A 22,467-nucleotide genomic window follows, 5' to 3' on the forward strand; every position below is an offset into this window, starting at 1 on the left:
CTTCTGGACAGTACATTTGTTTATAAATTTTACTAATTAAACAGATAAAGTCATGGATAATCAAAATTTCACTACTACAGTCTTAGTGAATCAATCACCAAAAGAAGTATTTAATGCCATTAATAATGTCCGAGGCTGGTGGAGCGAAGACATTGAAGGTCGTACGGATAAATTAGGCGAAGTATTTAATTATCACTTTAAGGATATCCATCGTTGCGAAATTAGAATAGCTGAGATGATTCCCGATCAAAAAGTTGTTTGGTTTGTTGAAGACAATGATTTTAATTTTGTTCAAGATAAAAGTGAATGGATTGGAACCAAAATAGTTTTTGAGATAGCGAAGCAAGACAACAAAACCCAGATCGTCTTTACACACATCGGGTTAGTTCCTGAATATGAATGCTATAATGTTTGCCATGATGCTTGGACCGGATTTATACAAAACAGTCTGAAAGATCTGATCGTTACAGGCAAAGGGCAGCCTAATCCGAAAGAAGGAGTAAATAGCATTAATTCAGAGAATCTAAAAAAATGGAAAATAGATTAAGCAAATAAATTGCTGCTCATTTCGAGCAGCAATTTTCCTATATTTGAAGGAACTGATTATCAATATAAATCTTATTTTTAAAAGATGTTCCTATTATGAAATGCTTTACCCAACGAGTTTTTTTCATTTTCTCTTTCCTTTTAATAAACTTGTTGGTCTATTCGCAAGATAGGAACGACCAAATATCGGAGAATATACGCTTGAATCAATTAGGCTTTTATCCCAATGCACCTAAATTTGCTGTGATTTCAGCACCGAATGTTTCTGCCTATAGCCTGCTAACGAGCGATAGAAGTAAAACTGTATTAACCGCGTTTAAGTTAAAACAATCAGCAGATACTGCTTTAAATGGTAATAAAACCTTTTTAGCTGATTTATCATTTTTTAAAACTCCTGGAGATTATGTGATTTATGTAGATGGATTGGGATATTCATACCCCTTCTCCATTAAAGACTCGATTAATAATGATTTGGCGAAGGCTACAATAAAAGCCTTTTACTTTCAGCGTGCATCTACCGCTTTGCCTGAAGAGTTTGCAGGCAAATGGCATCGAGCAGCCGGCCATGCGGATGATAAAGTGTTAATCCACCCTTCGGCAGCATCAACAGCTCGTCCGGCAGGAACAATCATTAATGCATCCAGAGGTTGGTACGACGCAGGTGATTATAATAAATACATTGTAAATTCAGGTATTACTACCGCTACCTTACTTTCCACCTATGAAGATTTTCCTGCCTATGTAAAGGAATTAAATTTATCCATTCCGGAAAGTACAAATAAAGCACCTGATTTATTAGACGAGATTCTATGGAATGTTCGCTGGATGTTAAGCATGCAAGATCCTGCAGATGGAGGAGTATATCATAAACTTACCAATGCTTCTTTTGATGGAATGGTCATGCCCGAAGTAACACAGAAACCACGCTATGCTGTTCAAAAAGGAACAGCAGCTACGCTTGATTTTGCTGCGGTATTAGCTCAGGCTAGCCGTATTTTTAAAGAATATAAGAATGAGTTTCCCGGACTAGCAGATTCTTGCTACCAGGCGTCGCTTGCCGCCTGGAATTGGGCACAGAAGAATCCTAATGTTGCCTATAACCAGAATGAGATGAATACTAAGTATGAACCTAAGGTAACCACTGGTGCATATGGTGATAGAAACTTTGCTGACGAATTCATCTGGGCAGCCTCTGAACTTTCCGTTACAAGCGGCGACGGACAATATTTAAAAGCGCTCAATTTATTTCCAGATAATTCGATGCCGTTACCAACCTGGTCAAATGTCCGTGTATTAGGCTATTATAGCCTTGCTAAAAATGAAAAATTGCTAGATAGCATTGCTCCTGAAGCCTTTACTATTGTTAAGAATCGTATTATAAATATGGCTGATTCTTATATAACAGGTATTAATGGAAGTGCTTATCAAACAGTTATGGGTAAGACTAGTCGTGACTTTAAGTGGGGAAGTAATTCAAATGCAGCAAATCAAGGAATTGCATTGATACAAGCCTATCGTTTAACTGGGTATAAAGAGTATCTGAGATATGCCCTCGCAAACCTCGATTACTTATTGGGTCGTAATGCTACCGGGTATTCTTTTGTTACCGGACATGGATCTAAAACACCGATGTTTCCACATCATCGCCCTTCTGTTGCAGATGGTATCGGAGATCCGATACCTGGTTTGCTGGTTGGGGGACCAAATCCTGGAAAACAAGATGGTGTAGCTTTACCAAGCTCTGTTCCAAACGAAGCCTATGTGGATGTTTCAGAGTCGTACGCAACCAATGAAATTGCTATTAACTGGAATGCTCCGATAGTTTATCTTTCAGTTGCATTGGAAGCTATGCAAGATGAGTTTTATTAGAAAGTAACGGATTTCATTGTCACTAGCTTCAGTACTTAGATAGGGCTTGTTTTAAATGATTGATTCCTTCTCGTAGGCTTATTTAGCTGTATCTACGCTAAAACATGCAAAAAAGCGCTGATATAACGGAGTAATAACTCTTTAACAATACTAGTATGTAAAGCAAGGGTAGAGGATGGTATGGTCAAGACAAGATGAGTTAGTGAAAATTAAATTACTCATTGTCAATAAGAAACTCATCAAAATGAGATTAATTCAAGATTTCTTTGAAAAAACTTTTCAAAAATGAAAAAAGAAGCTACATTTGCATTCCTCAAACGGAGAAAATTAGTCTTTGTTTAGGGTGCCATAGCTCAGTTGGTAGAGCAAAGGACTGAAAATCCTTGTGTCGCTGGTTCGATTCCAGCTGGCACCACTCGAAGCCCCTTTATAGCAATATAGAGGGGTTTTTTGATTTAAAGAGGTTAAAATTCAAAGTCTTTGATTCATACATATCTATAGGGCAATATTTTATTATATTTACATAAATATAAACCTAAAAACAGAATGAATCCACAAAAAGTCGACATGTTTATCATGACAAATGCGAAGTTTTTCGAGAGTCGCCAACTCGGTTTAATAAGAGACAGGTTGCTGGCTCTTGATGACTCAAAATGGGTACTGATTTCAAGCGTTCAGTTGAAAGATCCAACCATAAGTTTAATTGTTTCCATTTTAGTTGGTACACTTGGTGTTGATCGGTTTTTGATTGGCGATACTGGACTTGGAATTGGAAAACTTGTAACCTGTGGCGGATTGGGGATTTGGACGGTTATTGATTGGTTTTTGATTCAAAAGGCCACAAGGGAAAAGAATATGGATACAATTCAACAGCTTTTGTTTTAAATGATCTTGCAATATAGGGATAAGCTATATTCAACCATGTTTTTAGCATGTATAGGTGGATATGGCTGGCTTTATTTCAGCAAAGCGCACTATTTGACGGGACACAAATCAGTTGAAGTTTGCTTAATAAAGTATCTTACAGGCATACCTTGTCCTTCTTGTGGTGTAACCCGGGCAATTATCTTATTAACAGAAGGTAATATTGCCGAAGCTCTCAAAATAAATCCCTTAGGCTTTATCGTTGCAATTATTATGCTTGTAGCTCCAATTTGGATTGTGCTGGATGTAGTAGCAAAAAGCAGTACTTTGTTTGATTTTTATCGGAGAGTAGAATCTTATTTAAAGAGCCCTTATTATGCAGTACCGCTCGTATTGTTAGTAATGAGTAATTGGGTTTGGAATATTATGAAAGGGCTATGATTATGCGTGCAAGGAGTTGCATCATTGAACGACGAATAACCTTATAAATAGAATGAAAAGAATATTTTTAGCTGCAATATTAATCGGATTTATAATTCAATCTGCTATTGCTCAGGATTTTGATAAAGCTAAACTGGATAACTATTTTGACGCTCTAGAAGCAAATAATAAGTTTATGGGAAGTGTAGCAGTTTCTCAAAAGGACAGGATAGTTTATGCCAGATCTGTGGGGTTTTCTGACGTTGAGAATAATGTTAAGGCGAATGAAAATTCGAAATATAGGATTGGTTCTATTTCTAAGACGTTTACTTCTGTATTGGTATTGAAAGCAATTGAAGAAAAGAAATTAGACATAAATCAAACTATTGTAACGTTTTTTCCTTCAATTCCAAATGCCGGTAAAATAACTATAAAAGATTTGCTGAGCCATAGAAGTGGAATACATAATTTTACGAATGAAGAAGACTATCTGACCTGGAATACACAAGCCAAGTCGGAAAAGGAAATGGTTGAGATTATAGCAAAAAATGAAAGTGATTTTGAACCTGGAAGCAAAGCTGAATATAGTAATTCAAACTTTGTGCTATTGACTTATATTCTTGAAAAGACTTTTAAGAAATCGTACGCTGAACTTTTAATAGAATATATTGCTAGGCCTGTTGGTTTGACTAATACGTATTTAGGGACTAAAATTAATGTAAAAAACAATGAAACTAAATCTTATAGTTATGCTGATAATTGGAAGGTAGAGAAAGAAACTGACATCTCTATACCACTGGGTGCAGGTGGAATTGTTTCGACACCAAGCGATTTAGTGAAATTTAGTGATGCGCTTTTTAATGGTAAGCTTTTGAATAAAGAGAGTCTTGAACTTATGAAAACAATTAAAGACAATTTCGGAATCGGACTTTTCCAAATTCCATTTTATGATAAGATCGGATATGGGCATAATGGAGGGATTGATGGCTTTTCATCAATATTTAGTTACTTTTCTGATGGTGATATCTCATACGCATTGACCTCTAATGGAACAAATTTTAATATTAATGATATCTCTATAGCTGTTTTAAGTACTGTCTATAATAAGCCTTATGATATTCCTGATTTTAAGATGTACGAAGTGCGTTTAGAAGAGTTAAATCAGTATCTAGGAGTTTATTCATCGACTCAGATCCCATTAAAAATAACTATAACGAAAGAGAATATAACTCTTATAGCACAAGCAACAGGGCAAGCTTCATTTCCCCTTGAAGCAACTGAAAAGGATAAGTTTAAGTTTACCCAGGGAGGAATATCATTAGAATTTAATCCGACTGAAAAAACAATGATCCTGAAACAAGGAGGAGGGCAGTTTCTGTTTAAGAAAGATTAGTGAAAATGTTGTTTAAACAAATCTCGCCTTTTATAGACTTCATTTGTAAATAGGAAGTGAACTTGCAATAATCCACCGGGAACTGAAAATTATATGTACCTTAGTGTCAAGTATGTGCAAATTTGTATGTTAGTTGATTAAAAGAATGTATAGTTGATTATCAGTACTTTACTATGAAAAATAAAGTAAAAGATTGTCCCGTTATTACAACCTGCTCGGTTGATTATGCGTTTAAACGTATCGGAGGAAAATATAAAGGCCGAATTTTGTGGTATTTACATGAACAGAGGGTTTTGCGTTATGGAGAATTAGGTAGGACTTTACCGGATATTACCACCAAGATGTTGACACAAACGTTAAGAGAATTGGAGGCCGATAGTTTAATCAGCAGAAAGGTATATCATGAAGTGCCGCCTAAAGTGGAATATACATTGACTGAAATAGGAGAGGAACTTATTCCATTTATCAGTTATCTTAAAGAATGGGGAGATAAACAGATTGAGAAAGAAAATTTAGTAAGTCAAACCATATAGTTATGATAACCATTACACAGCTTATATATATTATTGAAGGGCAAGAGCAAGTTTTTGACGAATTTGAAAGTGTTGCTATGCCAATAATTGCAAAATATAATGGAAGGCTTTTATTCAGAGCCAGGCTAACAGAAGATAATTTTATAGAAAGTCATATTGATAAGCCGTATGAGATTCATCTTGTGGAATTTGACAGTCAACAAGATTTTGACAATTTTAAACAAGATGAGGAAAGAAAGAAATTTTTGCATCTAAAAGAACAATCTATAAAAGCATCAATTTTAATTCAAGGAACGCAATTGTAATGAAAGATGGATTAGTTAAACTAAAAGAACAAGGAGTTAATTCATTGAATGATGAATAAACCTACGAAAACAATATTTACCGAAACGATTAGAGAAGAACTAATTAACAGAATTTCTTTACTGAATGATAATAGCAATGCTCGGTGGGGTAAAATGAATGTTTTTCAAATGGTTAAACACAATACCTATTGGAATGGTTGGATTTTGGGGGAAGATAATCATAACTATAAGCAAGCTTTTATGGGGAAAATATTCGGGGGAATAGGGTTGAGAAAAATGATAAAAGATGAAAACCCATTTGACAAAAATATTCCTACTTCTTCTCAATTTAAAGTGAGAGAAATGGATGGGGACCTGGAAGTGGAGAAACTGAAATGGATTTCGTTAATGAAGGCATACGAAAACTATGATAACCCAGATTTTATACACGATTTTTTTGGAAAAATGACTAGAGCGCAGATTGGTATTTTAGTATTCAAACATTCTGACCATCATTTGAGACAATTTGGTGTATAACGAGCTGATAACGACGGCGGAAAAGAAAAGATAGAGCAAGCAATCAAATTTCTAACGTGTAGTATAACAAAAGCTATGAAAACTACTGATATACATAATCAGCGTTTTGCAAAAATGACTTTTGCTTCGGTCTACCCACTTTATCTGGCGAAAGTAGAGAAGAAGGGTAGAACAAAAGAAGAATTAGATCAAGTTATAGAGTGGTTGACAGGTTTTGATAGTAAGAAAGTTCAAGAGCTTATTAAAAATAATATAACTTTCGAAACATTTTTCGAGCAAGTTTCACTAAATCCAAATGCGCATCTTATCACTGGTGTAATCTGTGGTTATCGTGTAGAAGAAATCGATAATACTTTAACGCAGCAAGTCAGGTATTTAGATAAGTTGGTGGATGAGTTAGCAAAGGGAAAGAAGATGGAGAAGATATTGCGGGGCTCATAGGTTGAAGTTTAATCGTTATTTCGTAGCTTAGTTTTTGAAAATACCTAAAAATATGATGAGAAAGCATAAACCTTATAATTTCATAGCAATTGCAATAATTGCATTGATTTTAATTAGTTCAACTTCGTTTGCGCAGAAAAGTGAAAAACTACCTCGACCAAAGTTAGTGGTAGGGATTGTAGTAGATCAAATGCGATGGGATTATTTATATCGTTATTATGATCGGTATGGTAATGACGGTTTTAAGAGAATGATTAATGAGGGCTTTAGTGCTGACAATACCAATATCGACTATGTACCAACTGTAACAGCCATTGGACATACTACAATTTATACAGGTTCGGTGCCTTCTATACACGGAATAGCTGGGAATGATTTTATTATAAACGCAACTGGTGAAACGATGTATTGCACGGAAGATAGTACGGTTAGCACTGTTGGAAGTACTTCTGATGCTGGAAAGATGTCGCCAAGGAATTTGCTAGCAAGTACAATAACGGATGAGTTAAAGTTAGCTACTAACTTCAGATCGAAAGTAATTGGTGTAGCTATTAAAGATAGGGGAAGTATTTTGCCTGCAGGGCATGCAGCAGATGCTGCGTACTGGTTTGATGGAGAAACCGGTAATTTCATTACATCGACCTATTATATGGATAAGTTACCAGCATGGGTTGAGGGTTTTAATCAACAAAAATTAGTAGAGAAGTATTTGAACCAGGGTTGGGAAACTTTATATCCTATCGCTAGCTATGTGCAAAGTGCTGCTGATGATAATAGATATGAAGGTAAATTTAGTGTATCAGAAAAGCCTGTTTTTCCAGTTAATACTGCAGAGCTTTATAAGAAAAGTGGAGCAGGAGCAATTAGGACTTCGCCTTATGGAAATACAATCAGCTTTGATATGGCAAAGGCTGCGGTTGAGAATGAAAAATTAGGTCAGAATGTAGTAACTGATTTTCTGGCTTTAAGTCTTTCATCTACTGATTATATAGGGCATCAGTTTGGGCCAAATGCAATAGAAGTTGAGGATACTTATTTACGCTTGGATAACGAATTAGCTGAATTCTTTAAGTACCTGGATGAGAAGGTTGGTGCGGGTGAATATACCGTGTTTTTATCTGCAGATCATGGAGGTGCTCATAATGTGAACTTTTTAAAAGATCATAATATTCCTGCCGGAGCTTGGGGTACAGGTAAAATCTTAACAGAATTGAATAAGGTGTTGCAGGCTAAGTTTGGAGAAGACAAGCTGGTTATAAGTTTGCTAAATTACCAAGGTCATCTTAATTATAAAGTGATTGAGGAGAAAGGTCTGGATAAAGAAGCTATAAAATCGGTAGCTATTGATTTTTTGAGAAAACAGGAAGGGGTAACTTATGTTGTGGATATGGATAAAGCTCAAACAGCTTCGGTTCCTAAGGTTATTCGTGAGCGGATAATTAATGGATATAATTACGACCGGAGTGGTGATATTCAGGTTATTTTAAATCCAGCTTGGTATAGTAGCGGTTCGGCAAATCCAACCGGTACTTCGCATGCTGCCTGGAATCCATATGATGCTCATATTCCTTTGATATTTATGGGATGGGGGGTTAAGCCCGGAAAAACCAGCAGACCTACAGGTATGACAGATGTTGCGGCAACACTAGCTGCTATTTTGAAAATTCAGCAGCCAAATGGTTCTATTGGAGTCCCTATCATGGAAGCAATAAAATAGTAAAACATCAAATGTTATGAGAAACCTCTTTCTTTATACCCTAGTTCCGATTGTAGTTTTGTTGTTAATTCTTACCGGATTTTATCCTGGTTTAATATGGTTGACCATTTTGGCTCTAGCTATATTAGGATTAGGTATTTATAACCTGATTCAGAATAAACATGCTATCTTAAAGAATTTTCCGGTTATAGGTTATTTGAGGTATTTCTTCGAATTTATTTCTCCAGAGATCCAACAGTATTTTATAGAAAGAAATACGGATGGAAAGCCATTCTCCCGTAATTTACGATCTATCGCCTACCAGCGTTCAAAAAATTTAGAAGCTACATCGCCTTTTGGTACTCAGCTTGAAATTAATAACCGCGATTATGAAGGCTTGCGCCATTCAATTTATCCGGTACCTATTGTTGAAGAGCTACCGCGCATAATTATTGGTGGAAAGGATTGCAAACAGCCTTATAGTGCTTCGCGCTTAAATATTTCTGCCATGAGCTATGGGTCTTTAAGCTCAAATGCTATTATGGCACTGAATAAAGGAGCTTTACGAGGAAATTTTTATCATAATACAGGGGAGGGTGGCATTTCAGACCATCATATGCAAGGTGGTGACTTGGTATGGCAGATTGGAACCGGTTATTTTGGGTGTCGGACAGAGCAAGGTAATTTTGATCCGGAAAGTTTTCGAGAGAAAGCGCGACGCAAAGAGGTTAAGATGATAGAGTTGAAATTATCACAGGGTGCAAAGCCCGGTCATGGAGGAATTTTGCCCGCTGTTAAGAACACAGAAGAGGTAGCCAGGATTCGAGGACTTATACCTTATACTTTAGTGCTTTCTCCGCAGCATCATACTGCTTTCTCAAATGCAAAAGAGCTTATTCAGTTTATTGGAACATTGCGTGAATTATCTGATGGAAAACCGGTGGGTTTTAAACTATGTATAGGAAGAACGGATGAGTTTATTGAGCTTTGTGAGACCATGAACGAGTTAAATATTTATCCGGATTTTATAACTGTTGATGGGGCAGAAGGTGGTACAGGAGCTTCTCCATTAGAATTTGCAGATGCGGTAGGTATTCCTTTAGAACCGGCATTGATTTTTGTTCATCAGTCTTTAGAAAAATTTGGAATTAGGGATAAGTTGAGGATCATTAGCAGTGGAAAAGTTCTATCAGCAGCTTCTTTCTTAAAAATTCTTTCTTTGGGAGCAGATGTATGTAATAGTGCGCGCGGATTTATGTTTTCTTTGGGTTGTATACAGGCTTTGAGATGTAATACGAACGAATGTCCAACGGGTGTTGCAACGCAAGATAAAATGCTAGTAAAGGGGCTGGCAGTATCTGATAAGAAAGATCGAGTTTATTATTTCCACCTGAATACACTGCTTGCTTCGATGGAGTTACTGGCTGCTTGTGGAAAGAAAAGTTTTGATGATATTAGTATGGATATTTTTATGCGGGGTGATGAATTTATGCATTTATCGGATCTTTACTTCCCCAATTATCTGGATGACTTCACAAAAATAAGAACTGATAAATCAACATTTAAACGTGTGGGCGACCGTCCTGACGAACAAGTAAATAATTAATGTTAACACCTGCAACAGCACATTAAGTGTCAGATTTATTAATTAAATTTGACTGATTCATCGATTTAATAAGGTAAACAGTTTGTAATTATGATATCTAAAGAAGAGATTATTGAGAAAGTTGGAGTTTTATTAAAGGAACTTAACGACAAGTTTGAGTATATATCAAATCCTAATGAGGATGTGAACCCACTTGAATTTCAGCTTTTTGAGATAAACGCTGCTTACTTTGCGGAACATACAAATCTTCTTCGTAAGCTTGAAGAAGAGTATAATAGAAGTCGTGCTGAACAGCCTGTAGAGGAAGAAAATTTACCTATTGCAGATCAGGAGGTAGAGCCAACAATATTTACTCCAGCATCAATTAGTGAGTCTGCCGAAGAAGAAGTTTTAGATTCTCAAGAAACAGTCGAAGAAATTCAAGAAGAAGATGGTTCTCAAGAAGAGGATCAAGTTGCTGAAGAAGAAGCTTCTGAAGCTGTTAATAATAAAGCAGAGGAAGAAGAAAATGAGCCTGAGGAAGTTGAAGCTCAAAGCAAGCCTGAACTTGAACCTGAACCAACTCCTGTGTCAGAGCCAACTCCAGAACCTAAGTCTGTTCCTGAAAGAGAGGTAGAATCTACTCGTGAAGTGATCAAAGAAACTACCCATGAAGTTATAATTGAAGAGAAGACTTTGAATGTTCAAAGTGAGCGTCCAATGAGTTTGAATGAACGACTTTCAGAACAAAGAAAGGCTATGGATTCGGAGAAGCACCATTTAGAGTCTCCACGTAGGATTAGAGATATTAAAGCGGGAATAAATTTGAATGATAAACTGATGTTTATCAAAGATTTATTTAATGGATATAGTTTGGCATATAGTGAAGCTATTGAGTTATTAAACCGATTTGAGAGCTTTGAGGATGCTGACCGCTTTCTAAAAACTAACTATGCTCAAAAGAATAGTTGGGATACAAAGCAAGCTAGTGTAGAAAAACTGTACGCTATATTAAGACAGCGTTACGGTTAGTTTATACCTTTCCGGTTTGCATCTAACTTAATCAATATAAAGAGCAGTATGGTGAAACTCCATAAGGAGGAACCTCCATAGCTTATAAAGGGTAAGGGAATACCGATTACCGGAACAATTCCAAGGGTCATTCCAATATTTATGAAGAAGTGAAAGAATATTATAGATACAACTCCATATCCGTATATTCTTGCAAAAGAAGATCGTTGCCGTTCTGCAATATGTATCAGTCTTAATAATAGACCTACATATATTAATACTAAGGTTGCAGATCCTACAAAGCCCCATTCTTCGCCAATGGTGCAAAAGATAAAATCAGTACTTTGTTCAGGTACAAAGTTGTATTTTGTTTGTGTGCCTTCAAGGTAACCTTTACCAATTAATTGGCCTGATCCGATGGCGATTAAAGATTGATTAACATTATAACCTTCTCCTCTCGGATCATCAATTTTTCCTAGTAATACCTCAACACGATTGCGCTGATGGCTTTGGAGAATGTTATTATAGGCAAAGTCTACTCCCAGTACATATATCGCAGCTGAAATAAAAATAACGATACTGGAGATGATGTTACTCTTGGTTTTCCTGGAGAAATAGAATACTATAATAGTAAGAAGACCTACTATTGCAATTACAATCCATTCTGTATAAAGTAGGGTAAAAACAAATAAAGCAATGCTGATTCCACCAATTAGTAAAACCCTTCCTGATACATAACCCTCCCGATAAAAGACAAAAACTAGCGCAAAGAAAGTTAGTGCGGAACCCGTATCCGGCTGTAGCATAATTAAAATTACGGGAACTATGAGCAAGAGGGTTCCAATACCTAGAGTTTGGAGATTAGGATTTTTGGTACTGTTGATATTCAGGTACTTAGCGAGTATTAAACAAGCTGCTAACTTTGCGAATTCTGAAGGTTGTAAGCGAAATAAGCCAAGTTCAATCCAAGCTTGATTACCCCCAACGTTCCGTCCGATGAATAATACAACAATTAATAAAAGGAGGGTAATTATATAAAGGACCGGTGCTGCAGAGCTATAAAATCGACTATCAATAATCAGGATGACTGCTCCTAATACAATGGCAGATAATATGAAAATAAACTGTTTCCCGTAATTTGTATCTAAACTCAGAATACTGGGGTTTTCAATGTCGTAAACAGCCGCATGGATATTAAACCAGCCAATAATGCAGAGAGCCAACCATAGAAATATAGTAAGCCAATCAATGTTAGCACCAAAGAAATTACGATTTGTATTTATCATTTTGAGCTAATATAGCGTTGTTGTTTTGCCTGATTCTCTGGGCTTGTTTTTGTTCTAGCGGAGTTTGCTTTGCGGTATCTGTTTCTTTCTCTGTTGTCTCCTTTTTTATTACAGTAGGTTTTACAGCCGGCATCAGATTTCCATTGTAAATTCGATCCTGGATGTACTTAGGCATGGTAATCGTATCGGTTAAATATTGCTCAACCATCATACTTGCAATTGGAGCAGCCCAAACACCTCCATAGCCTGCATTTTCAACAAATACAGCAATAGCAATCTTTGGGTTTACGCGAGGAGCAAAAGCAAAGAACACAGCATGGTTCTCTCCATGTGGATTTTGAGCGGTCCCTGTTTTTCCCGCCATTTCTATTCCATTTATTTTTACAGAGTAAGCAGTTCCGCCAGGTCGGTTTACGGCTTGGCTCATTCCTTCAATTACCGGTTCAAAATATTTAGCATCTACTCCTACAGAAATTTTTTCAGTGAACTCTGGTTTAACGATCTTTTTGTCGCCAATTGATTTGATTAAATGAGGCCGGTAATAAAAGCCACGGTTGGCTACAATGGCCATAATATTTGCCATTTGTAAAGGGGTTATTCCCATTTCTCCCTGGCCTATAGACAATGATATGTTATAGGCAGAAGTCCAACTATCATTACCAAAATGTTTGGTGTAATAATCGGCAGCCGGAAGGTTACCAGCATTTTCTCCTGGTAAGTCAATGCCAAGCTTTACGCCAATACCAAACTTCTGTACAGCCTCCCTCCATTGATCGTAAGCTTTGGAGGATTTTTCTCCTCTTCCATCAATCATCTTTGCATAAGTATACCCGTAATAGGTATTGCAGGATGTCTGAATGGAAGATACTAAAGAAGTTGATCCATGAACGTGTGTACAGCCCATAAATCCATTTCTGCCATAACGATAGCCTCCCGGACAGTAGAAAGCAGTATTTTCGTCTATTATTTTAGCCTGTTGTGCGATTAATGCACTAACAACTTTAAAGACCGAGCCTGGTGGATATTGCGCTTGTATTGGTCGGATAAACATTGGTTTATTCGGATCATACAATAATTTCATGTAATTATTGCCTCGTTCTCTCCCCACCATCATATTTGGATCGTAAGACGGACTGCTAACAAAACTTAATATCTCACCCGTCTTAGGTTCGATGGCAACGATAGTTCCTACTTTGTTTTTTAATAGTTTTTCACCTAATATTTGCAGTTCTTTATCAAGAGATGACATTAAATCTTCGCCCGCTACGGCAAGGGTATCATATTTTCCATCTGCAAAGTGTCCCTTTGGACGGTTAAATGCATCCACCATTACATTCTGAATGCCTCGCTGTCCGCGTAACAGTTCTTCGTAAGCACTTTCTACTCCACTTACGCCTATGTAATCTCCTGGTCTGTAAAAGCCGTTGCTCTGCTCGATATTCTTGTCAGTAACTTCGTTTATATAACCCAGAAACTGAGCAGCTATGCTATCTGGATAGCTTCTTACTGTACGGTTTTGTACGTAAAATCCTCTGAATTTATAGAGATGTTCTTGTAAACGAGCATATGTTTCTGCTGAAAGTTGCTTCTCAAAGATGGACGCCCGGTAGGGAGAGTAGTTTTTTGCTTTTGTAAAACGGCTGATGAATCCTTTTTTATCGATATCAATCAGTTGACAGAAAAGTGCCGTGTCAATATCTTTTACATCTCTTGGTGTAACTAAAAGATCGTAAACAGGTTCATTCTGAACAAGAACTTGAGAGTTCCTATCCAAGATTACCCCACGTGCAGGGTAAATAATGACTTTACGAAGAACGTTGTTTTCTGCAGAAAGATAATAGGAATCATCAATCACCTGAATATAGAACAGGCGCAATAAAAGAACTATTGCTGCTGCAATGATAATACCTTGTACAATGAATTTTCGTGCAAAAAAACTATTCACCTTTTCTTCCTTCTATAAAAGATTAACTCAAAGAGTATGATTAGAACTGTTGTAAATATACAACTAAAAAGAATGCTTGTTAAAGTGGAAAGTATGTTATTTAGGGAGAAACTCTCTAATAAATATAAGGTTAGGTGATGGAAAAAGCTTAATATAAAGACATAAATTAAAAACCAGCGGAAAGACATTTGTGCGATTCCCGGTGATACAGAATCATGATCATCGTCTTGTAAGGTTAGGTTTAGAAAGATAATTCGAACCCAGGCTAATGTAACGCATGCAGCTGCATGGATACCCAAAGTGTCATAGAAAGCATCAATTGTAAGACCTGTTAAGAATGCGATTAAAAAGAGAAGGCCTTTTGAAATACGAACCGGAATTAACATAATGGCCATAATATAAGGGAATGGGATGGCCAGGTTATAATAACCCATGTTCTTGAAAAGAAGTATCTGTGCTAAAATTAGCAGTATAAAACGTAGAATATTTTCTAATAGCAGCTTAGTCATTTTCTAAATTTTGTATTTCTAGTGCTTCTTTCTCTTTGGAGAATCTATCTACAATTATATAAACATATCTTAATGTACTGAAATCGTTGTTTAATAATACGCTGATATCGAGGAAACTACTTCCACTGCTTAGTCCGGTTTCGAGTACAGTTCCGATTACTATTCCCGGAGGAAATAATGAGAATCCGGAAGTTATTACCTGTTCCTTATCTTCAACTTTGATGTGGTTGGGAATATCTTTTAAGAGTGCTTTTTGAGGATCATATGATTGAGTTCCCCAAACTAATGAACCAAAAGCCTGACTTTTTGCTAAACTAGCACTGATTTTTGTGTCTGAATGTAATAAAGATTGGATGGTAGAAAAGTTCTCGGATACGTTCAAAACAATTCCTACAATTCCTTTGGATGAAATTACTCCCATTCCTTTTTTTATTCCGTGCTTAGATCCTCGGTTTACTGTGATATAATTGTTTTTCTGATTGACACTATTATTTATTACTCGAGCTTGGATATAAGAATATTGGGGTTGTTGTGCAGTATCCCGTGCAATATTGGATATGACCTTGTCATCATAATTAGAACTTTTTAATAAAGCTCTAAGCGCCGCATTTTCACGTGCAAGTGCCAAATTGGTTTCATTTAAACTCAGGTAGCCTTTGAAATAATCTACCTGTTGATATATGGAACCAATTATTTCGCTAGAAGAATTTATTGCATTTGCGCGTTGGAAGGTATTATTACGGACAACTAAAACTATAGAACCACCGAAGAACAGGATAAACAAAAAGAATGTACTGTATCTATTTATGAATACCCAGAGATTATGCATATTTTAAAGTTGAGATAGAGATCTGAAATTATGCTTTGGTTTATTCGAAACATCATTCGCCAATCTTAATCTCATAATCTCTTATCTTTTTTTATTGCATTAAAAATTTAAACTTACCAATATTCTTTAGAGAAATCCCTGTTCCTCTTACAACTGCTCTTAAAGGATCTTCTGCAATGTGTACCGGAAGCTTAGTTTTCGCATGAATACGTTTGTCTAAACCACGAAGCAAGGCTCCTCCACCTGTTAGATAAATCCCTGTTTGATAAATATCGGCAGAAAGTTCTGGAGGAGTGATTTCTAAAGCCTTTAATATTCCTTCTTCAATTTTGGAGATGGATTTATCTAAACAATGCGCAATTTCAGTATATGAAACCGTAATTTGCTTTGGAACACCAGTCATTAAATCTCTTCCTTGAACAGCGAAATCTTCTGGGGGATCCTGTAGTTCAGGTAAAGCTGATCCTACCTCTATCTTAATCTTTTCTGCAGTACGTTCACCGATCATGATGTTATGTTGACGACGGATGTAATTGATAATATCAGAATCGAAATTATCTCCTGCAACACGAATAGATTGATCACATACAATACCAGAAAGAGCAATAACCGCAATTTCAGTTGTTCCTCCACCGATATCAATAATCATATTTCCCATGGGTTCATCTACATCTATTCCAATCCCGACAGCAGCAGCCATAGGTTCATGAATAAGATAAACTTCTTTTGCTCCTGCAATTTCAGCTGAATCACGAACAGCACGTTTTTCTACTTCAGTAATCCCTGAAGGAATGCATATAACCATCCGTAAAGAAGGGAAAAACCAACCTTTTCCATTGTTGATTTTCTTGATCATTCCGCGGATCATATGTTCTGCAGCATTAAAGTCGGCGATAACACCGTCTTTTAGAGGACGTACAGTATGGATATTTGCATGTGTTTTACCTTCCATTTGCATAGCCTGACGGCCTATTGCAATTATTTTATTAGTTGTGCGATCAAACGCAACGATAGAAGGCTCATCAACAACAACTTTATCGTTATGTATAATAAGTGTATTGGCAGTACCTAAATCAATGGCAACTTCTTGAGTGAACCAGTTAAATAACCCCATTCAAATAATTTTTTATAATTTATATTGGTTGTAAAGTTAATTCCTTTTTGCAAAAATGCTTACAATTCCTATTAAAAGATGAATATTAATATCATGATTGCAATAGCAAGATAAAAATAATAATTGGCTTAGTGTTTAAAGTGACGTACTCCGGTAAGAACCATAGAGATATTCTTCTTATTAGCCATGTTAACCGACTCTTTATCCTTGATAGATCCACCTGGCTGTAATACGGCAACTACACCTGCATCTGCTGCAATTTCTACACAATCAGGGAAAGGGAAGAATGCATCGGATGCCATTACAGCACCTTCCAGGCTAAAGCCAAAATGCTTTGCTTTATCGATTGCTTGTATCAGTGCATCAACCCGAGATGTTTGTCCAACGCCGCTTGAAATTAATTTGCCATCTTTAACAAGAACAATGGTGTTTGATTTGGTATGTTTAACAATTTTATTGGCAAATACTAAATCGGTTAATTCGCTTGCTTGAGGCTTGCGATCGGTAACACATTCCATTTGATCAATGCTTTCAATGGCTGTATCTTTATCTTGTTGAATAATTCCATTCAATAAAGTCTTGAATTGTATAGCTGGTAATTCAATTTCTTTACGTCTTAAGATAATCCGATTCTTTTTTGAAGTTAGAATCTGAATTGCTTCGTCACTATATTCGGGCGCAATAAGAACTTCAAAAAATAGATGGCTGATTTCATTTGCTGTATCTTCTTCAATTTTTGTATTACTTATCAATACACCACCGAATGCAGAAACAGGGTCACATGCAAGAGCTGTTTTCCAAGCTTCTAAGATTGAAGCATTGCTAGCTATACCGCAAGCATTTGTATGCTTTAAGATTGCGAAAGTAGGTTCAGTGAATTCATCTATTAAAGATACCGCAGCATCTACATCTACCAGATTATTGTAAGATAGTTCCTTTCCATTCAGTTTATCGAACATAGCATCCAAGTTGCCATAAAAACTTGCTGTCTGATGTGGGTTTTCTCCATATCGAAGAGCCTTAGATTGAGTTTCACTATGTTTGAAAACATTCAATGGGTCGGGCTGATTGTTATTAAAATAGCCAAAAATGCTTGTATCATAATGAGAAGAAACATGGAAAGATCTTTTTGCAAAGTATTTGCGATGTTCAAGGCTTGTAGATCCTTCGTTTGCTGCTAGAATATTTTCAAATTCTTTATAATCATCCCTTGAAGATAGCGTTACAACATCTTTAAAGTTCTTAGCTCCTGCACGAATTAGAGAAATTCCACCGATATCAATTTTCTCAATAATATCTTCCTCACTTGCTCCTGACTTTACAGTTTCTTCAAAAGGATATAAATCAACAATAACTAAATCAATCTCGGGGATCTCATATTGTTTGATCTGTTCTTTGTCACTATTATTATCACGTCTTGAAAGAATTCCACCAAACACGGATGGATGCAAAGTTTTTACTCTTCCGCCCAAAATGGATGGATAGCCTGTTAAATCTTCAACTGCAGTAACATCAACTCCCAAATCACGAATGAACTTCTCTGTCCCTCCGGTTGAGAAAATTTTCACCCCGTATTTGTTTAGTAAGTGGATAAGAGATTCCAGGTTGTCTTTATAATAGACTGATATTAAGGCGTTTTTTATTTTTACCGGCTGATTCATTTATTGTGTTTGTTGAGATGATGTATTTAATTCTTTTATAATATTTTCAATTACCTTAGGATAATGCAAGTGTTCCAACTGTTGACCTTTAAATTGAATTAATTCTATGGTATCATCGGGATCGATTCTATATTTTGCCTGATAGATAATTTTACCCTCGTCAAATCTTTCATTTACATAATGTATGGTGATTCCGGATTCGGGTTCTTTTGCTTCCAAAACAGCTTGATGTACATGATTTCCGTACATACCTTTTCCTCCATAGGATGGGAGGAGAGCAGGGTGGATATTGATTATCCGATTGGGAAATGCATGAATTAAGTTTTTAGGAATTAACCATAGAAAGCCTGCTAAAACTACTAAATCAATTTGAAGGCTTGTTAATAAATTCAAAATGTTATCACTATGATAGAATTCATCTCTATCAAAAACATGGGTAGGTATTTCGAAATTATCCGCTCTTTGTAATACATAGGCATCAGGATTGTTGCTTAAAATAATAGAAATTTCAGCAGAACTGTGATCTTTGAAATATTCTAAGATTTTTTGAGCATTTGACCCCGATCCGGATGCGAAAATGGCGATGCGCTTCTTCAAATTATGAATTTTTCACAAAGATATTAATATAGACTGACATAGGAAAAGTATATAAACTTAAATTGATTTATTTTTATATTTTTGGCAATAGAATTTCATTACTAATTATTATAAACGTTAAATCACAGAGTTTATGCTACGTGTTGCCTTATTTACATTGTTATCGATATTTGTTTTTGCAGGTTGTAATAGTAATAGCGGTGAAGCTACTAATGCTCCTGCATCAGTTCCAGAGTTTACCTTTCTGAATATAGCTGATAATACTCCTGTTACAAGAACAAGTTTAGCAATACAGGGTAACGTTGTTTTTGTATTTTTTGATACAGGGTGTATCCACTGTAGAAATGAAATTACCGCAATGGGAGAAAATTTCTCTCAATTTAAAGACGCTACCTTTTACATGGTTTCTCAACAGGATAAGGCAATCATTACTGATTTCATGAATACTTATGGAAGTAAAATGCGTGATCAGCCTAATGTTCATGTGTTATTAGATAGCAAATACGAGTTTCTTTCCAAGTTTAAGCCAATGCAATATCCTGCGTTATATGTATATGGACCAGATCGTAAATTAAAAGCCTTTATGGAAGGCGAAAATAGCATTGATCAGGTAATTGCTGCAGTTAATAAATAGTATCTAACCTTCTAATGCTTTTTTAAGCTTAGAATAACCGGATTTACTTACGCTAACAGAGGTTTTGTCTTTAAGAATAACCTTGTGTCCATCTTTATCATAAGGTTCGATACGTATAACTTGATTTATCCGTACGATAAATGAACGGTGTACTCTTACGAATTCTTTTTCATCGAGATTCTGTTCGAAATAAGAAAGCGTATTCTTCTTTAAAGAACTTCCTTCATCTGTATAAATGCATACGTAATCATCATCCGCAGCCAGATAGTTTATTTTGCTTACTGGTATTATTTTGATATTGTTTCCTGTTCGTACCAATACGCGGTCTATATAGCGATTGCTATCAGCGACTTTTTGAATGAAAGACTTTGTTTTTTCTTGATAACTACTAGCATTGTTCTGTGCTATAAATTTCTGTACAGCTTTAGTAAAGCGGGCTTTACTGATAGGCTTCAGAAGATAATCAATGGCATGTTGTTCAAATGCTTGTATGGCAAACTCTTCATAAGCAGTTGTGAATATGACAGGAGGAGGGTTCTCAAGCAATTCCAATAATTCAAACCCCGTTATTTTAGGCATCTGGATATCCAGGAAAATTAAATCCGGTTCAAATTCTGCAATTGCTTTCGCCGCTTCGAACCCATCATTGCATTCTTTTACAACTTGAATTTCCGGGAAATCTGTTATGTATTCTAATAAAATACTTCTAGCAAGAGGTTCGTCGTCAATGATTAATGCTTTGATCATGGTTATTGTGGAATTGTAATAGTTGCTGTAAAGGTTTCCTTTTCAGCACGGGTTTGTAATAAATCTGTCCGGCCATAGATTAAAAATAGACGTCTTTCAACACTTCTAAGTCCAAATCCAGAGCTTTTTTGTATATGTATATTTTCTGGGTCAAAGGGGTTGCTAATTTGAATCATCAACATGTTGTCTTTCCTCTGAACGTTTATTTTAATATCAACTTGTGAAATGGTGTCATATAGTCCATATTTAATAGCATTCTCCAATAGTGGCTGCACAATCATTGCTGGTAGTTGTGAATCCCTAATAGTTTCATCAATATGAATATCTACATTGAGACGATGCCCAAAGCGAACTTTTTCGATATCAAGATAAAGTTGAAGATGTTCTACTTCCTCCATAAGCCCCAATAACTTTTGATCGTCTTTATGTAAGGTTCCTCGCAGGAAATCAGATAGTTGGAAAACCATCGTTCTTGCCTGTTCTGGTTTGGTGCTAATTAAAGCAATAACAGAGTTTAAACTATTGAAAAGGAAATGAGGTTGTAATTGCTGTCTTAAATTATATAGCTCTGCCTCCCGGGCTATCTTTTCTGCATCAACTTTACGCTTTTCTGATTCGCTATTGTTTTGTTGGATATTCCATAAAACATTCATAAGAGCCATCCACCCGATTAATAAACTTGCTGCAAGAAATCTTAATAGAATAGAATAGTCAACAAATTGCTGATAATCATTATTCGGGATGCTCCATCCAATTCCATAACGGATAATGACGATGCTGAAAACTGAAAGCGATAAAACCCAAACTAGAATATAGAGAACCTTCTCATTTCCGGGTTGGTAGTAATGTAATGCATTTGCAACTACATAGCAAGCTACCGTTATAGTAGCCGCAGATATAATACTATCTATTATTGCAATATAAAGAGGAATTTCATACCAGAAGAGTGTAATAGATTGCACAATTGTCCAGCCACCGAATATGATTGCACAACTTAGGAGTAAAGACCTATGCCTTAAAATAGGTTGGCTAGATTGAGACATACTTGCAAGTTAGATACTTTTAATAGTTATACCTCCGAAGATAGAGGTTCCCTTGATGTATAATACTTTTGTTCTGTCGGGTGCTGCATGTGTACGGAAACGTTTATCTTCAATTCCTCCGAAAACGGATGCCATTTCTGGTTTGATAACCCAATGCGATGGGGTAATTATGGTAGTGCCGCCAAAGAGCTGAACAACCTCCAAGGTTGCCGGCTCTTTAAGGTCAGCCCACATCAAATTGATGGTTGACCCTCCCATAATATTTACTATTTCGCCCCCTTTAAACTGTTGAGAAACGACCGAGTGTTTAGCATCTCCAAAAATGGAGGTAGAATCTATATAGTCATCTGTATATTCATGGTAGTTTTCTGAGCCTCTTTTGTTGTAAGAGTTATTTTTATTCCAATCGTCTTCATTCTTGTTTTCACCTTCATCATTTACCGGTGAAGGCTCCTGGGGCTGTTCTTCTTCAACATCATTTTCATCTTTAACTCTTCTGTCCCAAACGAAATCATCAGATGGTGAATCAGGAGGTATAGGTGGAATGCCTGAACGATTCCTTTGTGGCCGACCCTTAATAAGCCAAAAACCAACAAAAATAAGGATGATTGGCCAAATTAAGGGCCCCAGTCTAAAGTCGAAAAAGTTATTTAATAGGAAAAAGCTCCCCAGTATAATTAGGATATAAGAAGCTACATTTTCAAACTTGGAATTGGCACCGATAAATAACCCGACGATAATTAATATCATCGGCCAGCTAAAAAGCCAACCTAATGAAAGTGCCGGGATGATTCTATCAATAAGCAATAATCCTCCTAGAAGGATAATAATTAGCCCGATGAATTTTTTTCCTGAACGAGAGCCTTGGATTGATTGATTTCTTCTTTTCATTATATTAATAATTTCTTCAAATATAGTTACCT

The 22,467-nt window shown here is 36.2% G+C and carries 23 protein-coding genes and 1 tRNA gene; 14 read left to right on the forward strand and 10 right to left on the reverse strand.

The genetic code is table 11. The features are described 5' to 3' along the window. Window positions 1-52: 52 nt before the first annotated feature. The 13 genes from VL047_RS03875 to VL047_RS03935 all read left to right on the forward strand — a co-directional run bounded on the left by VL047_RS03875 (window position 53) and on the right by VL047_RS03935 (window position 11,200). On the forward strand, window positions 53-547 hold the full coding sequence (locus tag VL047_RS03875; RefSeq protein WP_325358714.1) for an SRPBCC domain-containing protein: 495 nt from the start codon (window positions 53-55) through the stop codon (window positions 545-547). A 95-nt stretch (window positions 548-642) separates the two neighbouring features. After that, complete coding sequence (locus tag VL047_RS03880) at window positions 643-2,415, forward strand: glycoside hydrolase family 9 protein (RefSeq protein ID WP_325358716.1); 1,773 nt, start codon at window positions 643-645, stop codon at window positions 2,413-2,415. A 342-nt stretch (window positions 2,416-2,757) separates the two neighbouring features. Next, a tRNA-Phe gene (locus tag VL047_RS03885) sits at window positions 2,758-2,830 on the forward strand. A 131-nt stretch (window positions 2,831-2,961) separates the two neighbouring features. Then, window positions 2,962-3,300 (forward strand): TM2 domain-containing protein, encoded by a 339-nt coding sequence (locus VL047_RS03890; protein WP_325358718.1) that lies wholly within the window; start codon window positions 2,962-2,964, stop codon window positions 3,298-3,300. Between the two features lie 36 nt (window positions 3,301-3,336). Further along, complete coding sequence (locus tag VL047_RS03895; RefSeq protein WP_325358720.1) at window positions 3,337-3,720, forward strand: DUF2752 domain-containing protein; 384 nt, start codon at window positions 3,337-3,339, stop codon at window positions 3,718-3,720. Window positions 3,721-3,772: 52 nt separating this feature from the next. Continuing rightward, window positions 3,773-5,092: a serine hydrolase domain-containing protein gene (locus VL047_RS03900; RefSeq protein ID WP_325358722.1), complete on the forward strand. Its 1,320-nt coding sequence runs from the start codon at window positions 3,773-3,775 to the stop codon at window positions 5,090-5,092. Between the two features lie 173 nt (window positions 5,093-5,265). Then, on the forward strand, window positions 5,266-5,625 hold the full coding sequence (locus VL047_RS03905; protein WP_325358724.1) for a helix-turn-helix domain-containing protein: 360 nt from the start codon (window positions 5,266-5,268) through the stop codon (window positions 5,623-5,625). A gap of 2 nt (window positions 5,626-5,627) precedes the next feature. Continuing rightward, window positions 5,628-5,930 (forward strand): hypothetical protein, encoded by a 303-nt coding sequence (locus VL047_RS03910; protein ID WP_325358726.1) that lies wholly within the window; start codon window positions 5,628-5,630, stop codon window positions 5,928-5,930. Window positions 5,931-5,978: 48 nt separating this feature from the next. Continuing rightward, complete coding sequence (locus tag VL047_RS03915; protein ID WP_325358728.1) at window positions 5,979-6,446, forward strand: DUF1569 domain-containing protein; 468 nt, start codon at window positions 5,979-5,981, stop codon at window positions 6,444-6,446. A gap of 75 nt (window positions 6,447-6,521) precedes the next feature. Continuing rightward, window positions 6,522-6,887 carry a DUF2200 domain-containing protein gene (locus VL047_RS03920; RefSeq protein ID WP_325358730.1) on the forward strand — a complete coding sequence of 122 codons (366 nt, stop codon included), beginning with the start codon at window positions 6,522-6,524 and terminating at the stop codon, window positions 6,885-6,887. Window positions 6,888-6,939: 52 nt separating this feature from the next. Continuing rightward, the gene (gene pafA, locus VL047_RS03925; protein WP_325358732.1) at window positions 6,940-8,604 is read left to right on the forward strand and encodes an alkaline phosphatase PafA; all 1,665 of its coding nucleotides are present in this window, start codon (window positions 6,940-6,942) and stop codon (window positions 8,602-8,604) included. Between the two features lie 16 nt (window positions 8,605-8,620). Next, complete coding sequence (locus VL047_RS03930) at window positions 8,621-10,189, forward strand: FMN-binding glutamate synthase family protein (protein WP_325358734.1); 1,569 nt, start codon at window positions 8,621-8,623, stop codon at window positions 10,187-10,189. 90 nt (window positions 10,190-10,279) lie between these two features. After that, window positions 10,280-11,200 carry a hypothetical protein gene (locus tag VL047_RS03935; protein ID WP_325358736.1) on the forward strand — a complete coding sequence of 307 codons (921 nt, stop codon included), beginning with the start codon at window positions 10,280-10,282 and terminating at the stop codon, window positions 11,198-11,200. Here VL047_RS03935 and rodA read toward each other — a convergent pair. The 7 genes from rodA to purN all read right to left on the reverse strand — a co-directional run bounded on the left by rodA (window position 11,197) and on the right by purN (window position 19,120). Beyond that, window positions 11,197-12,465, reverse strand: coding sequence for a rod shape-determining protein RodA (gene rodA, locus VL047_RS03940; protein ID WP_325358738.1), 1,269 nt, complete (start codon window positions 12,463-12,465; stop codon window positions 11,197-11,199). The genes VL047_RS03935 and rodA overlap by 4 nt on opposite strands. Next, complete coding sequence (mrdA, locus tag VL047_RS03945; protein ID WP_325358740.1) at window positions 12,446-14,410, reverse strand: penicillin-binding protein 2; 1,965 nt, start codon at window positions 14,408-14,410, stop codon at window positions 12,446-12,448. The genes rodA and mrdA overlap by 20 nt, the downstream gene beginning before the upstream one ends. Continuing rightward, complete coding sequence (gene mreD, locus VL047_RS03950; RefSeq protein ID WP_325358742.1) at window positions 14,407-14,919, reverse strand: rod shape-determining protein MreD; 513 nt, start codon at window positions 14,917-14,919, stop codon at window positions 14,407-14,409. The genes mrdA and mreD overlap by 4 nt, the downstream gene beginning before the upstream one ends. Continuing rightward, window positions 14,912-15,748 (reverse strand): rod shape-determining protein MreC, encoded by an 837-nt coding sequence (mreC, locus tag VL047_RS03955; RefSeq protein ID WP_325358744.1) that lies wholly within the window; start codon window positions 15,746-15,748, stop codon window positions 14,912-14,914. The genes mreD and mreC overlap by 8 nt, the downstream gene beginning before the upstream one ends. Window positions 15,749-15,839: 91 nt before the next feature. Next, window positions 15,840-16,862 (reverse strand): rod shape-determining protein, encoded by a 1,023-nt coding sequence (locus VL047_RS03960; protein WP_325358747.1) that lies wholly within the window; start codon window positions 16,860-16,862, stop codon window positions 15,840-15,842. A 128-nt stretch (window positions 16,863-16,990) separates the two neighbouring features. Further along, window positions 16,991-18,523, reverse strand: a complete 1,533-nt coding sequence (gene purH / locus VL047_RS03965; protein ID WP_325358749.1) for a bifunctional phosphoribosylaminoimidazolecarboxamide formyltransferase/IMP cyclohydrolase — start codon at window positions 18,521-18,523, stop codon at window positions 16,991-16,993. Continuing rightward, window positions 18,524-19,120, reverse strand: a complete 597-nt coding sequence (gene purN, locus VL047_RS03970) for a phosphoribosylglycinamide formyltransferase (RefSeq protein WP_325358751.1) — start codon at window positions 19,118-19,120, stop codon at window positions 18,524-18,526. It lies immediately after the preceding gene. A 133-nt stretch (window positions 19,121-19,253) separates the two neighbouring features. On the opposite strand from purN, the gene VL047_RS03975 reads away from it, so the two are divergent. Then, window positions 19,254-19,754 (forward strand): TlpA family protein disulfide reductase, encoded by a 501-nt coding sequence (locus VL047_RS03975; RefSeq protein WP_325358753.1) that lies wholly within the window; start codon window positions 19,254-19,256, stop codon window positions 19,752-19,754. 3 nt (window positions 19,755-19,757) lie between these two features. On the opposite strand, the gene VL047_RS03980 is transcribed toward VL047_RS03975, so the two are convergent. The 3 genes from VL047_RS03980 to VL047_RS03990 are packed head-to-tail and all read right to left on the reverse strand — an operon-like array spanning window position 19,758 to window position 22,435. Then, entirely contained in the window at window positions 19,758-20,501 is a 744-nt protein-coding gene (locus VL047_RS03980) for a LytR/AlgR family response regulator transcription factor (protein WP_325358755.1), read from the reverse strand. Between the two features lie 2 nt (window positions 20,502-20,503). Next, window positions 20,504-21,544: a sensor histidine kinase gene (locus VL047_RS03985; protein WP_325358757.1), complete on the reverse strand. Its 1,041-nt coding sequence runs from the start codon at window positions 21,542-21,544 to the stop codon at window positions 20,504-20,506. A gap of 9 nt (window positions 21,545-21,553) precedes the next feature. After that, window positions 21,554-22,435 (reverse strand): LiaF transmembrane domain-containing protein, encoded by an 882-nt coding sequence (locus VL047_RS03990; protein WP_325358759.1) that lies wholly within the window; start codon window positions 22,433-22,435, stop codon window positions 21,554-21,556. Window positions 22,436-22,467: the final 32 nt, after the last annotated feature.

The sequence above is a fragment of the Albibacterium sp. genome (genome assembly GCF_035514885.1).
Classification (GTDB): domain Bacteria; phylum Bacteroidota; class Bacteroidia; order Sphingobacteriales; family Sphingobacteriaceae; genus Albibacterium.

Coding starts and splice junctions, on each gene's coding strand:
- VL047_RS03875 (WP_325358714.1), top strand. CDS start 53: ATGGATAATCAAAATTTCACTACTACAGTCTTAGTGAATCAATCACCA.
- VL047_RS03880 (WP_325358716.1), top strand. CDS start 643: ATGAAATGCTTTACCCAACGAGTTTTTTTCATTTTCTCTTTCCTTTTA.
- VL047_RS03890 (WP_325358718.1), top strand. CDS start 2,962: ATGAATCCACAAAAAGTCGACATGTTTATCATGACAAATGCGAAGTTT.
- VL047_RS03895 (WP_325358720.1), top strand. CDS start 3,337: ATGTTTTTAGCATGTATAGGTGGATATGGCTGGCTTTATTTCAGCAAA.
- VL047_RS03900 (WP_325358722.1), top strand. CDS start 3,773: ATGAAAAGAATATTTTTAGCTGCAATATTAATCGGATTTATAATTCAA.
- VL047_RS03905 (WP_325358724.1), top strand. CDS start 5,266: ATGAAAAATAAAGTAAAAGATTGTCCCGTTATTACAACCTGCTCGGTT.
- VL047_RS03910 (WP_325358726.1), top strand. CDS start 5,628: ATGATAACCATTACACAGCTTATATATATTATTGAAGGGCAAGAGCAA.
- VL047_RS03915 (WP_325358728.1), top strand. CDS start 5,979: ATGATGAATAAACCTACGAAAACAATATTTACCGAAACGATTAGAGAA.
- VL047_RS03920 (WP_325358730.1), top strand. CDS start 6,522: ATGAAAACTACTGATATACATAATCAGCGTTTTGCAAAAATGACTTTT.
- pafA (WP_325358732.1), top strand. CDS start 6,940: ATGATGAGAAAGCATAAACCTTATAATTTCATAGCAATTGCAATAATT.
- VL047_RS03930 (WP_325358734.1), top strand. CDS start 8,621: ATGAGAAACCTCTTTCTTTATACCCTAGTTCCGATTGTAGTTTTGTTG.
- VL047_RS03935 (WP_325358736.1), top strand. CDS start 10,280: ATGATATCTAAAGAAGAGATTATTGAGAAAGTTGGAGTTTTATTAAAG.
- rodA (WP_325358738.1), bottom strand. CDS start 12,465: ATGATAAATACAAATCGTAATTTCTTTGGTGCTAACATTGATTGGCTT.
- mreD (WP_325358742.1), bottom strand. CDS start 14,919: ATGACTAAGCTGCTATTAGAAAATATTCTACGTTTTATACTGCTAATT.
- mreC (WP_325358744.1), bottom strand. CDS start 15,748: ATGCATAATCTCTGGGTATTCATAAATAGATACAGTACATTCTTTTTG.
- VL047_RS03960 (WP_325358747.1), bottom strand. CDS start 16,862: ATGGGGTTATTTAACTGGTTCACTCAAGAAGTTGCCATTGATTTAGGT.
- purH (WP_325358749.1), bottom strand. CDS start 18,523: ATGAATCAGCCGGTAAAAATAAAAAACGCCTTAATATCAGTCTATTAT.
- VL047_RS03975 (WP_325358753.1), top strand. CDS start 19,254: ATGCTACGTGTTGCCTTATTTACATTGTTATCGATATTTGTTTTTGCA.
- VL047_RS03980 (WP_325358755.1), bottom strand. CDS start 20,501: ATGATCAAAGCATTAATCATTGACGACGAACCTCTTGCTAGAAGTATT.
- VL047_RS03985 (WP_325358757.1), bottom strand. CDS start 21,544: ATGTCTCAATCTAGCCAACCTATTTTAAGGCATAGGTCTTTACTCCTA.
- VL047_RS03990 (WP_325358759.1), bottom strand. CDS start 22,435: ATGAAAAGAAGAAATCAATCAATCCAAGGCTCTCGTTCAGGAAAAAAA.